The 13,886-nt window shown below is 59.4% G+C and carries 13 protein-coding genes and 3 pseudogenes; 5 read left to right on the top strand and 11 right to left on the bottom strand.

The genetic code is table 11. The features are described 5' to 3' along the window. Window positions 1-1,171: 3'-5' exonuclease (locus EOA85_RS12075; protein WP_206523287.1), on the top strand; the 1,171-nt coding region annotated here is incomplete at its 5' end. 1 nt (window position 1,172) lies between these two features. Beyond that, window positions 1,173-2,354, top strand: a complete 1,182-nt coding sequence (locus EOA85_RS12070) for a PD-(D/E)XK nuclease family protein (RefSeq protein ID WP_127209564.1) — start codon at window positions 1,173-1,175, stop codon at window positions 2,352-2,354. Between the two features lie 76 nt (window positions 2,355-2,430). Here EOA85_RS12070 and EOA85_RS12065 read toward each other — a convergent pair whose 3' ends face one another. The 9 genes from EOA85_RS12065 to EOA85_RS12025 form a co-directional block, all read right to left on the bottom strand. Then, the gene (locus EOA85_RS12065) at window positions 2,431-3,231 is read right to left on the bottom strand and encodes an HAD family hydrolase (RefSeq protein ID WP_164759613.1); all 801 of its coding nucleotides are present in this window, start codon (window positions 3,229-3,231) and stop codon (window positions 2,431-2,433) included. Then, complete coding sequence (locus EOA85_RS12060) at window positions 3,228-4,574, bottom strand: VUT family protein (RefSeq protein WP_245485697.1); 1,347 nt, start codon at window positions 4,572-4,574, stop codon at window positions 3,228-3,230. The genes EOA85_RS12065 and EOA85_RS12060 overlap by 4 nt, the downstream gene beginning before the upstream one ends. Before the next feature lie 72 nt (window positions 4,575-4,646). Next, entirely contained in the window at window positions 4,647-5,378 is a 732-nt protein-coding gene (queC, locus tag EOA85_RS12055) for a 7-cyano-7-deazaguanine synthase QueC (protein ID WP_127209561.1), read from the bottom strand. Further along, on the bottom strand, window positions 5,375-5,731 hold the full coding sequence (queD, locus tag EOA85_RS12050; RefSeq protein ID WP_127209560.1) for a 6-carboxytetrahydropterin synthase QueD: 357 nt from the start codon (window positions 5,729-5,731) through the stop codon (window positions 5,375-5,377). Before queD ends, queC begins: the two co-directional genes overlap by 4 nt. A gap of 11 nt (window positions 5,732-5,742) precedes the next feature. Beyond that, window positions 5,743-6,375: a 7-carboxy-7-deazaguanine synthase gene (gene queE / locus EOA85_RS12045; RefSeq protein WP_127209559.1), complete on the bottom strand. Its 633-nt coding sequence runs from the start codon at window positions 6,373-6,375 to the stop codon at window positions 5,743-5,745. A gap of 4 nt (window positions 6,376-6,379) precedes the next feature. After that, the gene (gene dbpB / locus EOA85_RS12040; protein ID WP_127209558.1) at window positions 6,380-7,486 is read right to left on the bottom strand and encodes a DGQHR domain-containing protein DpdB; all 1,107 of its coding nucleotides are present in this window, start codon (window positions 7,484-7,486) and stop codon (window positions 6,380-6,382) included. Further along, window positions 7,483-8,772 carry a tRNA-guanine transglycosylase DpdA gene (gene dpdA / locus EOA85_RS12035; RefSeq protein ID WP_127209557.1) on the bottom strand — a complete coding sequence of 430 codons (1,290 nt, stop codon included), beginning with the start codon at window positions 8,770-8,772 and terminating at the stop codon, window positions 7,483-7,485. The genes dbpB (EOA85_RS12040) and dpdA overlap by 4 nt, the downstream gene beginning before the upstream one ends. Beyond that, window positions 8,769-9,896, bottom strand: coding sequence for a DGQHR domain-containing protein DpdB (dbpB, locus tag EOA85_RS12030; RefSeq protein ID WP_206523286.1), 1,128 nt, complete (start codon window positions 9,894-9,896; stop codon window positions 8,769-8,771). Before dbpB (EOA85_RS12030) ends, dpdA begins: the two co-directional genes overlap by 4 nt. After that, window positions 9,893-10,675, bottom strand: a complete 783-nt coding sequence (locus EOA85_RS12025; protein WP_127209556.1) for a hypothetical protein — start codon at window positions 10,673-10,675, stop codon at window positions 9,893-9,895. The genes dbpB (EOA85_RS12030) and EOA85_RS12025 overlap by 4 nt, the downstream gene beginning before the upstream one ends. Window positions 10,676-11,071: 396 nt before the next feature. Here EOA85_RS12025 and EOA85_RS12020 point away from each other — a divergent pair, with 396 nt between their 5' ends. From EOA85_RS12020 to EOA85_RS40100, 3 genes and pseudogenes are all read left to right on the top strand, one after another. After that, complete coding sequence (locus EOA85_RS12020) at window positions 11,072-11,458, top strand: hypothetical protein (RefSeq protein ID WP_127209555.1); 387 nt, start codon at window positions 11,072-11,074, stop codon at window positions 11,456-11,458. Continuing rightward, window positions 11,455-11,643: pseudogene (locus EOA85_RS40105) on the top strand (RES domain-containing protein); the annotation flags it as partial. The gene EOA85_RS12020 and the pseudogene EOA85_RS40105, both read left to right, overlap by 4 nt. Continuing rightward, window positions 11,595-11,975: an RES family NAD+ phosphorylase gene (locus EOA85_RS40100; RefSeq protein ID WP_348627899.1), complete on the top strand. Its 381-nt coding sequence runs from the start codon at window positions 11,595-11,597 to the stop codon at window positions 11,973-11,975. The pseudogene EOA85_RS40105 and the gene EOA85_RS40100, both read left to right, overlap by 49 nt. A 35-nt stretch (window positions 11,976-12,010) precedes the next feature. Here EOA85_RS40100 and EOA85_RS12010 read toward each other — a convergent pair. Next, a pseudogene (locus EOA85_RS12010) lies at window positions 12,011-12,732 on the bottom strand (SMC-Scp complex subunit ScpB). Between the two features lie 2 nt (window positions 12,733-12,734). Beyond that, a pseudogene (locus EOA85_RS12005) lies at window positions 12,735-13,688 on the bottom strand (DUF1403 family protein). Window positions 13,689-13,886: the final 198 nt, after the last annotated feature.

Here is a 13,886-nt window from a genome sequence, read left to right as displayed (position 1 = left end):
TCAACTCTTCACCACCGAGAAGCTCAATCGTCTCGGCCCAGCCGTCATCTACAAGCGATTCGTGAGTCATCGCAGCGTAGAATCACAACCGATTCCCCGCTGCAACTCCTATCTTAGCGCATATGCCTTCCGAGGGCAGCCAGGGAAGGAACGCTTACCACTCCACCTTCGCCAAGAGCTTGAGACGCGCGGGCTGAAGGTCTTCAACCCTCGTGGGCTGGCCCTTCGCGATATTCCCATTGTGCAGCAATTCCTCGGCTTGGTGCTCGAATGCATAGATCCAGCCCCCAGCCCCGGATCCCGCGGCGTCGGGCAGCAGGCTGCGTTCCTCACCAATGACGCCCACGATTTTATGGACCAATGGCGCGTCGCCGCTCAGAGTATGCTGACCTTCAATTCGCGGGGTCCTCGTGGGGATTTGCTGTCAGACAAAGTTGATCGCTGGCGCCGCTTTGCAGTGCACGGTCGCGACAGTGAATCCGAATGGCCTGTGCTGGATATCTGCTACTCCTTCCTCCCCTGGTTCTCTCGTTTCCAAGACGACCCAGAAGCGCAGGTCTACTTGGAGGCGATCACTCGAACGGTGGCCGCAGCATCGACTTTCTCTGGTTACAAAGCGGCAATCCAGCGCGACGAGCCGCATCGCACTCGCTCAATAAACGGCGCGATACGCGACGTTCTCAACCCTATAGCCGAAAATCTCGTGGCGGTGGATGAGGAGATCATGCCGAGTGTGCCTCGAGACCGGCTCAACATCATGACCATCCATCAAGCGAAGGGGCTTGAGTTTCCCTTGGTGATCGTCGACGTATCGTCGGACTTCAAGACCAATCACCGTACGCAACGTTTTAAACGATTTCCCGATGAGGAAAGTTCTGTCGTTCTGTTGGAAGACGACCTCGCCGCCGTAACCCCGGTGGGGCCTGCTCGTCAACGCAGAAGCGGAATGCAACGAACCTTCGAGGACCTCATCCGGCTCTACTACGTAGCTTATAGTCGACCGCAGAGCCTCCTTATGTTGGTTGGTTGTCAGCAGGGCTTACAATTCCGAACCAGCATAAAAAATGTTGCCAAGTTCTGGCGGCGAGACGAAAGTTGGGCTTGGGTAAGCGACCCGCGGCTTCGACCGCCGCCCGTCGATGCCGATCTTCTTCCATTCATCAGGATTTGACATGCATCTCGCGCGCAAGCGTCCAGACCGGATCGTCCCGGAGTACTCACTGACGGGCGATCTCCTCTCGTTCCGTAGGTGTGCCCGGCAGTACCGGTATCAGAATGGGAGTGCGCTCCCACCCTCTCGGCCTGTGCAGCTCTGGTATGGCGAGTTCATGCACGGTCTATTGGAGAACGTGTACCGGCTTTGGGAGAGCCGGGGTGGCCTACCCTTCCCCATCCCCTACACCCAGCTGGCGCTGAGTGACCCCATCGAGCCGCCGAAGCCGGGCTTGCCCGATTTCGATTTGCGATACCTCGGTTGGCCGGTTGAGGAGTCGCTGTTCAATCAGAATAAGCGTGCCCGCAGTAGAAAAGCGCGGCTCGCCGCGTATCGGCGCGCCGAGGCTGCCGTCAACATGCTTGGACCCCACCTCTTTCCACTTATCGCCGAAGCTGAGGAGCGAGTCATTGGCACACGGGACATTCCCGGCTCACTCACCAGCCAACAGCGCGCCGAAAAATACGCTCTCACCGGCGTCATTGACGTGCTTACCGAGCTCGAACTCGGCACCGCAGACTCCGACAATTTGATACGTCGCGCGGTTCAAGCTGCATGCCCTGATCTGAACGGCGAGTTCGAGGTCATCGTCGACTACAAGGGCACTCGCAGGCCGGATACCGGAACGGCCGAATGGACCGACGGCGAGTGGCAGGTGCAGACCTATGCCTGGCTTCGCCACGAACAGCGGCGGAGCCGAAGAGTCGCAGCTGGTATTCTCGTCTACATCAACGAGCTTGCGCCGGGCGAAGGCGATATCCTGGCACTGCGGGCAGCCCTCCGTGCAAGTCGAACGGATGTCGCCGCAGTCCGCGATAGCGACAAGCGCATGCTGGAAAATTGGCGACCTGGCGCTCGAGCTGATTTCAGTCCCGAGTTCCTTTTCAGCCGCGCCGTCCGGGTAATTCCTATCAACGATGCGAGCATCACCGTCGCCACCGGGGCGTTCGACCAAACGGTCGCCAGCATTGAGACGTGCGTTCAACTGGAAGAGACGGCGGTCAGCATCCTCCAGACCTGGGTAGATGACTGCAAGGACGCAAAGACGTGTGCTGCATGTGACTTCCGTTATTTTTGCGAAGGCTATCAGCGCACAGGCAACAAGATCGGTGAAGAAGACACCGTGCAGGATGAGATTTGAGCGCAGGTCAGCGGTGGCCCGAGCTGTCACTCACGCAAAGCGTGCGTGAAGCTGCTCCTATGTAGGTGTCGATTTCCTATGGCCGGCCTAGGCTAGAGCCTGCTTGCTGATTGGTGGCCAGAATGATGTCTGCCCCTTGGTCAAACTGCTCGACGCGGTAGTCCGGTCCAACCGCGGCTTCATCAGGTTCCCATTGCGGTCGAAAACGGCTTGGAATGTAGATGGTGACAAGCCCCGCAGCCTTCGCGGGCGCGATGTCGCGCTGGAGTTGATCGCCGATCATGAACGCCGGCAATCGCACGCGCGCAAGTTTCTGGACACGTTGAAACAATCGTTCGGACTTAGGCGCCTCGACTACCCTATCGAAAAACTGGTTTAATCCGTGCTGATCTGCCGTCTGGATGACGCGATTCCTAGCACCTTCCGTTAGTACCAGGATCAGCACCCCCCCATCAAATAGACGCTGGAGACCGTTGCGTACCCCCGGAAGAAGGTCCGGGATTCGTCGGATGTACTGAACAAATTCTCGTTCAATCTGTTCAACCAAAGAGGGATCAATGCCGCTCGACGTCGACCGTTCTGCCCAAGCTCTCTTGGCCGCGGTGCCAGCTTCGTCGCCTCGAAGGGCAAAAGCGATCCCAATCGCTAACAGGCGGGGCGGATAGCGAAGGCCCAAATGATGTTGTTCCGCTAGTGCCTGATCGACTCCGCGCACAAACGAGAGGCGATCCGAGCGAGCCGTGGAGTGCCCAACAGCTCTCTCGACGCTTTCCAGCAAATTCAACTGCGCCACAGCAAATACGCCGTCGGTATCCCACAGCGTATTGTCTGCATCGACGAACGCGATACGTCGTCCGTCATGCTCCTCCTCGGTCACTGCGTTTGGCCCGATTTTTCCGGCGTCGGCGTCCGGATTGGAGTCGCTGTCTTATCCAACGGTGGCACCAGCGCAAAGGTGGTCGCGTACGCCAAGAGCCAGAACAAGAGCACCCGCGTTGCTATAGCCAGTATCGCCTGGGCGGGCACAAGGTATCGCACTTTGTCAGCGACTTTTGCGGCGATCAGGTAGCTCTCCACGACGTAATTCTGAAAGTAGCGAAGCTTGACATTGCCGGCTAACTTGGTCCGATCGTCGGTGGCGACGAACGAGCTTGCCCACTCATCCGGCAGAACCCCCAGTATTCCAGTGTAAAACAAGAACGACTTCGCGCGACCACCCTGTGATGTCTTGGGGTAGCGAAACCGGGCGCGGATGGCGTGAAATGTAACCATAGCTCCACAGATCGACGACAATGCGAAGGCGGCGAAGCCGAGATAGGCGACACAAACGAGCGCCAGGTGCCACCAAGGGACCTCAGGTTTCGCCAGTAACGACTGGAGCGGATACAGGTCGACCAACTTCCCGAAGAGAAGGCCGGACATTGCGCTCAGAAATGTAATAATGGTGAGCAAGCGTGTGGCTTTGCCGTCTTGGTAGTCGGTGAGCGCTTTGACTTCGTCAAGACTCTCACGCGCACGGCTGAGTAGGCCGTCCAAATCGTCACTGTTGGGCGCGAGATCCGTGAGCGCGGTCGTTGCCTTCTGGATCAACTCGGCGTCGCCAACTGTCGTCCACGAACCATCGGCTTGTCGTACGCGGGGAAAGTAGGCGATAGATCGTCTGGTGAGTGCATGCCAGATTGCACACCACGCACTGATTTCTGTTTCCTCGCCGGCCGTCGTCTCCCATGGAGGCTGGAGTCCCAGTTGCCGGTCACGAGCGCGTAAGCACGCGAGGACAGGAACTGAAATCAGCACCATCAACGTCTTGCCTACGATCTGTCCGGGCAGAAATTGAAGGGACCCGAACGCCAACGTAAGAAAAACAACGCTATCTACTACCAAGCCAACAACGCTACTGGCAACGACCGCCCGTATAAGGCCGCGACGCTGCAGCGGAGTGAACACCAGCAAATCAGCTGTTTCCGACAACAGAAAAGCGGCAACGGAAGCCACTACGAGGGCCGGTGGCGCGAAAGTCGTCGAAAGCGCCGCGCCGGCAACGATAGCCGCCACCGCCCACCACAATCCCAGACGCCTTTGAACCAAATCCCGGAGCACCAGAGCGAGCCCGACGAATAGAACGCCGCTCGGGGCAGTCAGGCCCGGCGCGACGGGTATGACGCACGGACCGCTTGGCAAGCACTCGGTACCAACATGGCCGATAAAGTAGTTGGCCAACGGGATGCAGGCCGCGAAACCAGCTAGGAAAAGTCCCCCCTCAACGTACCGTCTTTGATCTGAATTTGTCACTCAGGTATCCCCCTCCATATCAACTCGCTCAGCCTTAAACCGATCGAAGCCGCTTGCTCGTAACTCGCAAGCCGGACAACTTCCACAGCCATAGCCCCAGGGATGGCGATGATTGCGCGCTCCGAGGTAGCACGTGTGGCTCTCCTCGAGGATCAACTCGACTAGCTCGTTGCCGCCCAGTTCTGCTGACAACCGCCACGTCGCGGCTTTATCTATCCACATGAGTGGTGTCTCGAGAACGAAGCGCCGTTCCATACCAAGGTTGAGCGCAACTTGCACCGCCTTGATGGTGTCATCTCGACAGTCGGGATAACCCGAATAGTCTGTCTCACACATGCCGCCAACGATGTGCTTGAGGCCTCGCCGGTACGCCAATGCGGCCGCAAACGTAAGGAAAACGATATTCCGGCCTGGAACGAAGGTATTCGGCAAGCTCGAAGCTGAGACCTCGATCGACATCTCCCGAGTCAATGCCGTTTCGGAGACTTGGCCGAGCACAGACAGGTCGAGCGTGTGATCGTCGCCGAGCCGTTCTGCCCACACCGGCTTTAGCGCCTTAATGCCCCTGCGTAGCTGCACCCTCTGGTCCAGTTCGACACGGTGACGCTGGCCGTAGTCGAAGCCCAGCGTCTCGACACGCGCAAAGCGATCGAGCGCCCAAGCAAGGCAGGTAGTCGAATCCTGTCCACCGGAGAACAGAACAAGCGCGCCTTCGTCGGTTGATGACTTCATGATCCGTCGTACTCCGCCCAGCAAAATGGCGTCTCGAACACCTTAACTTGCGTGAGATTTCCCAAACTCGGTTTCAGTCTGTCCCAGATCCATATGGAGATCAGCTCCGCGGTCGGGTTTTCGAGATCTTTCACCTCGTTGAGCGTGTGGTGATCCAATTGCCGTAGTACGGGCTCAAAAGCCGCCTCGACATCGAAGAAATCGACGACGAACCCAGTCACAGGATCGACGGGTCCCTGCAGCGTCAACTCAACACGATACGAATGGCCATGCATGCGATGGCAGCGATGGGTTGACGGCACATTGGGCAGCCGGTGTGCAGCCTCGAAAGTGAAGCCCTGAACAATTTTCATGCGATCTCTCTTTACGGGATGCCGAGCAATTTGTGGGTCTGCAGGCTCAGGCGCCACTGGGGATTTGCGAGACAATAGGCGATCGCCGCCTGGACATTTGCATCTCTCTTTGCTCCGTCCATGGCCTGCAGAAAGAAATGACTGAATGCGAGCCCCGAGAAGACCTCGGGGTCAAGCCCGTCTTGGGGATAGACAAGCTTCAACTCGTCACCGCCGACGAGCGTGAGCGGCGCGCCGGCCTTCGGACTTACACAAACCCAGTCCAGCGACGAAGGCAGCTGCAACGTGCCATTGGTCTCGAGAGCTATCTCAAATCCCTGTCGGCGCACGGCTTCCACCAAGGATGCATCCAACTGCAGCAGCGGTTCGCCGCCCGTAAACACGACATACCGGTGACGCTCTCCGGACCCCCACGTATTCGCGATCGCACGTGCCAAATCTTCCGCATCGACGAACCGGCCGCCGCCAAGACCGTCCATGCCGACAAAATCGGTATCGCAAAACCGGCAGACCGCGGATGCTCGATCCCGCTCACGCCCCGACCAGAGATTGCATCCCGCGAATCTACAGAATACGGCTGCGCGCCCCGTTCTTGCCCCCTCCCCTTGGAGGGTCATGAATATCTCTTTGATAGCGTATGTCATGGTACTAACCGGTCGTCTCGATCAGACCGATGACGCCAGCTCGAGAGCTTCTGCGTATTTTTACGTCGGAACGAACAATGCCGATGAGGTACTGCGCGAGAGTAACGATGTCGCGGTTGACATTTTGAATTGCCTTCCAATGTCGTCGATCTCCGCCGCCGAAATCCCATTTGCCGGATGTCCAAGCGGTTTTCCCCACCAAGCATCGGAGACCCTTAGAGAAGTCTTCTCCAGTTCGTGCACCGTCTAAAAGCGCCAACACCTCCATTACATAGCCCATCGCCATAATGCCTGCGCCATGAACCAGGCGGGAGGATTTGGGTGCGTGCCCACGCCATTCGTCCCGGAACACGGTCTGCACGGCGCGGTAAAACTCGCTGATGAGATCGAAACACTGATCATGCCCGTTCCTTCGACGTAAAAGTTCGCGCATCACACCATCGCTGGCCGAATTGATGACCACTCGCTGGATTGCCGTATCGCGAATTATTCCGTCGGGATTCGTATGCTGATGTATCAACCCGCGCAGAGAGGATCGCTCGTCATAGTTCAACCGAGCAGCGAGGTCCGCGGCCAAAGAACGATCGCTAAGGCGACGCGGCAAACCCTCGACCGTCGGCAGCAGTTCATAAATCAGCGACTTCGGGAGCGGGCGAGTATTGTTGATAAGCACGAACTGCCGGCGGAGCTCCTCGTCGTCGGCGCAGACGACGGCCGAGACAAGGACCTGAAAGTCCTTACCTTCAACCTGGGACAACGCAGTCAGACGCTGTTGACCGTCCACGACCAGTCCGAGCGGGCCATGGTCAATGTCGATCTCAACGGTACAAGGTCCCTCTTTGAGAGGACCGTTGACGGTGATGCCGCTTGTGAAGGCAACGACTATTGGATTTGGGAGGATCGCGTCAGCCTTCTCCAAGTAGTCGCGGATTTCCCTAATATGACCTGCAATTTGCGGACGTTGGAACCCGCGCAACTGCCCAGTGGCGTCCCGCGCCACCCGGTCGATCGTTGCAAATTGCATTAGTTCGGACGCCCTCGCAGCGAAGGAAAGCACCGTGTGCGTTTCGCTCTGACGTGCTCTGATGGCCGGGTAGGTTAGGATGGTCATTGAATTCGCTCGTTGATGGGAAGGCGTGCAACCAACTGCTCGTAAACCCCGAGGTTGTGAATGCCGCGCCGCTTGTTTCGATTGCTGGCTCGAAAGATGATGACTTCAATGGACAGCGCCTGACAGATCGGACAGGCGCAACGCGTCCAGGGCCGATCAGTCAGGGTTCGGCGATATCGCGCTCGTAGTTGGTCAATGGACTGCACGCCCGGCAAATGCTCCAAAGGGGCACCCATTACGGCTGGCACCGCGTAGGCGAGTACAGCCTCCAGAACCTCGTCCAGCGCGGCCTCCTCCCGGTCGAAAGCCCGGAGTGCTGCGAGTGCAGTCCGCTCCATCGTGACGAGACGCTCCTGGTTCAGTGCCCCGCGCTTCGCCAATCGCTGGAGCTTGGGGTTCTCCACGGCCTGGGGGACGCGAATAGCAGTATAGTAGGTTAGCTTTCCGTCCGATCCGGGAAGGTAGTAATTCACCTTCGCGTCCTTAAATGCCCGGATCAGCGGCGACGTGGTATCGAAGCTGGTGACCCCGAACGGCACGAACGTTTCGATCTCATCGGCCTTGGCGAATCCTAGGATATGCAAGCGCACGGTAGCAGGGATTGCTTCTCGAATTTCGCGCAGGCATGCCTTGATCTGAGGTGACTTAAGAGGAACGGTTCCCCCCACCGCCAGATAGTCATAACCCATCGCCACGAGGCGACGGGCAGCATCTGCCATACTGCCGGGCGACCACCCTTGGATCACCCCGAGCGCGGTAAACCGATTGGACATCTGTCGCGTCGCTCGAAGAAAGGCTTCGGCATTCTCTAAGGTAATGTCGAGCCGCCTCCGCGCCTCCTCAGTCCCGCCGGACGTGCCGACAAGGTCCTGGTCGAAATCGAAGATGATGTGATCGACCGAGCAGCCATGCGTAAATCTTCCATCATCGTAAAATTCAGCAGTGTCCTCTGGCGTGTAAGGTGGCAACTCTTCCTTGTGATAGGTGAAGGCGCCGCAATCACCAAAAATCGGCAAATGAGCGAATTCAGGCGTGTCCAATCGAAGGAACGTTCGCGCGCCTACCCGACGGAAACGCATGGCCTGCGCCTCGGTGTATTTCCCGCCAACCGCAGCTCCACCGACGATGCCGCGTGAAACCAATACCCCGTCGTAAGGGGCATATCCCATGATCTCGTGCGGATAAACATCGTCCCAATACGGTGTGCGGCCTGCAGCATAGCGATCGCGGATGAAGTCATATCGCGGATCGACGTGGTCGAGGCTGTCTGCAAAGATGAATTTCATCGCGACGGCCGGGACAGCTCTCGATCCTTTCGGATCAGGTAATCCGCGAGCTTCGCGATGTGTTGCGGCGTGCCTTGCACCTCATTCCAGCGCCAACCAAGCTCTTCCCAAACCCCCTCTGTCCAGCAACAGTATGGCGCCAGCCGGCGCAGCGACTCGCGGACCTCCACCTCAGGCGTTGCCGAACTGTCGGCGCGCAACATGATGGGGTCCATTAAGGCCCCCATCACCCGTATGCCGGCAGAGTGCATAAGCCTGCTCTCAGTTGACGGTCGCCCCCAGGCTTCCGGGAAAATTTCGCGAACAGCCGTCCAATAGAGGACTAACGCGTTAAACATCGCATCCGGCTCGCTATCTTCGCCACCGCGTTTGTATGGGCTGAGTGCGCCCATGGGCGGCTTTAGGTTCTGCTTTATGGCGTCGACTATTGCTGTGTCAGTCACGACCGCGGCTGTGCCTTCAAGGTCCGAAGGGCGCTTGATCAGGCGAAGGAAAGGCGACTTCTGCTGCCTGTTCAATAGATTGCAAAGTTCACTCGGGAGCTTGTTAGCGGCGAGATCTCGAGGCAACAGCGTCCCAACTTCAGGGAGCAGTTCGTTAATTAGACGCGGATCGAGCGGTTTAACCTTGTTGACGAGAATGAATTGTTCGCGATGCAATTGAACGTCCCTCGATACAAATCCAACAACAGGCACGGGGATGCGGCTATTCTTAGCTTGCGCCAGCGCCAGTGAGCGTTGCTGCCCATCGACGATCCAAGCTGCACGATCGCCTTCCTCTCGAACCGGGATCGACAGGGTGCCGGTGTTGGCGAGTTCGATCAGACCCTTCGGCTTCGGTCCGCGAGACGGCTCGAATTCTACGTCAAGCGATAGTGCAAGAGTGATCGCGTTGGGAAACAAGACGGGGCCACCACTGTCGAGGAACTCGACAATCTCTTTGACGTGAGCGCGGATCTCTTTGCGTTGGAAGCCCTTCAACTCGTTCTCGTCGCGGCGGATGCGGCTAATGTCTGCCACGCGCGACAAATCTGATCCGTACAGGAAGAAGGCGTACACATCGATACCCTCGCCCTGCTGAGTCTTTACGGCGCGCACCACGAGCGACTCTACGCGGTCCATCATGGTGCCTCCTGCTCACTCTTAACCTCGGCGACCAATCGAGCGAACCGCCCCTGCTCGCAGGCGATACCGACTTCGTCGCGCAACAGTCGAAGCAGCCGCGTGGATTGTCCGCGAGTGCTGGCCCAGTGAAGACGTAGCAGCATCGCAATCTCTTTGTCCGACACTCGCGCTCGAAGTGGCCGCGGTCGCGGCAGACTTCCAGCGAGCCGCCGCTCTACATCCGCCTGGTGTTCGAATGCGGAACCATACGGTCGTGCCTTCAGCACCACCTCGATAAAGTGGCGCGCAGCCCGAGAGGCAAAGTCTGCGCGCGTTCCTGGGTTCGGACTGTTACGGCCATCGAACCGATCGTCATAGGGCATTTGGGCGGCAGCTATATCGTCAGAAACGCCGCTTACATCAGAACCGCTAATGATCCGGATCCGGGGCTTGAGCGCACTGGGGAGTGCGGTCAGATCATCCGCTATCATCGTCAGATATGCCCTGGGCAACGCTATCACGACCAGCCCTGTTTCGGCGCGAAGGCGGTCAAACAGCGAGCGTCGCCCCTCAACTAAATGCATCCACCAAGCTTTGGCGCTTGCGCGTGGATCCGACTTTGCAGTGACATCGTTAGGCGAACCCGCCGTGATGGTTAAGTTATAGGACGGCAGTAAGTCGTCGCCGTCGACGACGCCCAACCCGGCCGATACAATCACGGGCGCCGCCCCGATCACACGGGCTGCCTGCATGGCTTCCTGAAAGCCTCGTCCGCAATAGAGCCGCGAAGCAGGCGCCATTGGAGCGGCACTCCGGACACGCCGAAGCCACTCGTTGCTCACTTCCCTTATCCGTCCCGGCCCAAGGTCGCGCGCGCAAAGCTGAGCGAGCGGGGCAATCCGCTTCCGCAGCGTGCAGGCGGTCACAATAAGGGTCATTAGATTGCGGCACCAAGTTGCTGGATGACGTCTGACTCGCCTTATTGCGACCCCGCTCGCCGAGCCGTATTAATAACTGCGGAATCTACATCGACGCAAGTAGAGAAACTGCACCGGTTAAAAAAAGGCTTCCGCAGTATCTAGGCGCACGATCGCTGGCGGGCCAGGCAGTGCGCTGGAATGGCCCCTGGCTCTGTTCACTTGCTATGCCTAGAAATGTGCATATATTGTGCGTATGAGAGAGGTCGGAGATTTGTCATGACCCAGGCACAGCTCGCACATTCCACTGTGATCTCAGGCTTTGTCGACAGCCTGCAGGAGCCGCGCACACCTTATATCTCACCGAAGCGCCTGTCGCAGGCGCTTGGCGTGAAGGTGGCCAACCTGGCGCAATTGACTGGCGTCCACCGCAACACGCTCCGCAACCCGTCATCGGAGCGCCTGCAGGGCCGGCTGCGCGAGATGGTCAAGGTGATCTCGGCGGCGACGGAGCTCACCGGGGACGTCGACAAGGCAATCTACTGGTATCGCAATGAGCCGATCGCCGACTATGGCCATCGCACCGCGGCCGAACTCGTCGCCGACGGCCAAGTCGAAGCAGTCCTGGCCTTCATCCGGGATCTCGAGAACGGGGCGCGCGGGTGAAGGTCACCCGCGTCGGGCCGGACGAGATCTTCCATCGCTATCTGACACCCAAATGGGCCTTCCTGCCCACCAGCGGTGCAGGCGCAGCGATCGACGGCGGTCGTTTCAACCGGCCAGGCGTCGAAGCGCTTTACTTATCCCTCGCCCCTCAGACAGCGTTGGAGGAATACAAGCAGGGCGCCAGCATCACCCCGCCGGCCACCCTTGCCGCCTACAAGATCACGCTTTCCGAGGTCGCCGATCACAGGGGTTCGACCCAAATGCCTGGGATAGTGCCTGGAAGGAATGGGATTGTGCCTGGCGCCAGATCACTCGCATCGACAGGAAGATACCTTCATCGTGGAAGCTTGCGGACCTGGTCATCACGATCGGGCTTCGCGGTATCCTGTTTCCCTCGCTGCGCCACGCCGGCGGCACTAATCTGGTGATCTTTCCGGCCAACCTTGTCGAAGGCGATCACGTCGCGGTCCATGATCCAGATCGGCGGCTGCCGCACGACCAGTCATCCTGGCCGTAAACCTCCGACCGGAGCGTGGCAACGCGCCAATCCATTTAGGCCGTCTCGTCTCCAACGACATCGACCCTTTCTTCTTCCTCTTCGCCGTCCGCTTCCCTGCTTGCCAGCCCAACCGGAATATCGCCGGCCAGCAGCTTTCCTTCGACAGCAGCCCGGCGTCCTCGAGCGCCTCGAAATCCGGCAGCTGGCGTAGCGTATCGAGCCCGAACTGCGACAGAAAGTTTTTGGTCGTCACATAGGTATAGGGCGCCCCCGGCTGCGGGCTGCGGGGTCCCGACGCGATTAGCTCTTGCGCGCGCAGCACGCCGATCAGGTCGCGCGACACCTCCTTCGCGAAGAAGCTCGACAACTCGCCCCGGGTGATCGGTTGGAAATAGGCAATGCACATAAGGACAAGCGCCTCCGCCTGCGACAGCTCTTTTTCCCCTTTGCCGCCTTGCTGGCCGAAGGCGGCGTGTATGACGTCGCCAAAAACCTTTTTGGTTCGGTGCTGCCAGCCGCCGGCGACCGAAACCAGCTCGTAGGGCCGGCCGGCGAGCTCGGCGCGAATGTCGTCGATGATCAGCTCTAGATTGCAGTTCTTCCCCACCACCTGCGGGAGGACACTACGTGTCACCGGTTCGCTGGCGGAAAAAATCACCGCTTCGACGCGGCCCATCCATTCGCGCCAGCGCAGTTCCGCCGGCAGATGTTCCAGTTCGGTGTCGAGCAGCGCCGGCTGATCGTTTGGATTGCGGCGGGCGGACGCTTCGCTCATCGCTACAGCCCGAACAGCCGGAATGTGGGGCGGCCGGAGAGCTCGCGCACGGCCTCCAGTTGCTGCAGCCGTTCGAACAGCCGCCGCGATGCAAAGCGCGACAGGTTCTTCGTCGCCAGCGATCCGGAGACGGCGTCTTCACTGAGCAGCAGAAAGATTACGTCGCCGGCGCCTTTGGCACGCAGTTTTGGCGCCACCGCCAGGAGTTTTTCGGCCCGCCGCGACAGCTCGGCGGCCAACCGACAGGCGTCCGCGGCGGCCGCAACGAGCGCGACGCAAACCGCCCGCTCAAAGTTCTTGTCCCCGGGCCGGATGCGCCGGCCACCGCTGGCCTCGGTGCGGAAGGATGGTCCAAAAACCTGCGCCATCAGGAGCGGCAGGGGCCGCTGCCAGCCCAGGCGTTGCGCCAGTACCAGGTCGGCGAGCCACCAGGCAAAAAGCTCGGAGTCGGGGCGCATGGCGACGACTTCAGCGGCGATCGCTGCGGCGTCGAACGGCGCCGACCGATGGGATACCACGAGTTTCTCGATCTGCGTGCACAGGTCGGCGAGCGCGTCGCCGTCCCAATGGAGGCCAAGCTGGTCGAGTATCTTCTCGAGCCGGTCGGGCATAGCGGCGGGCGGCTGCCCGGCCAACTGCCGCCAGGCGCCAAAGACGGCGCCGGCGGGACCGGGATCAGAACCTGAGGACGCAAATGCCAGGCATCGCGCAAGCCCGCCGCGTCCTCGGCGCGGCCGGCGAGCCGCATGCTGGCGGCGGCACAGCGGAGCGCCAGCCGCTGCCGCCAAGCCCCGGCCCAGAAAGGCTGAGCGCGCGAGCGTGTCGAGGGCACCCAGGGCGGCGCCGGCCCGGAAGGCGGCGTCGCCGTCGCTCGGCGCGCCGGCGGTTGTGATCGCCCAAGCCGGAACGGAGGGCGGTGCAGAGGAGCTAGCGGTCGCGGGATCGAGGCGAATCATGATTTGGAGCGTAAAGTGCCGGTGCGCTTTTTACTATGATTTTTGTGCCAAAACGCACAGCCTGTCGGCGCGATAAAACGAATGATAATGTTGCCTTATCAATCATTTGTCTTTTTTCAATATTTGCTTCGCTATTAAGTTAGCTAGCTGTGAGCTTTCAGGAGGTTGTCCATTCGGCCCTGACCGATAAAGCTGAGG

It is taken from the genome of Mesorhizobium sp. M5C.F.Ca.IN.020.29.1.1, from assembly GCF_003997375.1.
GTDB classification, from domain to species: Bacteria; Pseudomonadota; Alphaproteobacteria; order Rhizobiales; family Rhizobiaceae; genus Mesorhizobium; species Mesorhizobium wenxiniae.
This window is presented reverse-complemented; position numbering and strand designations above follow the sequence as displayed.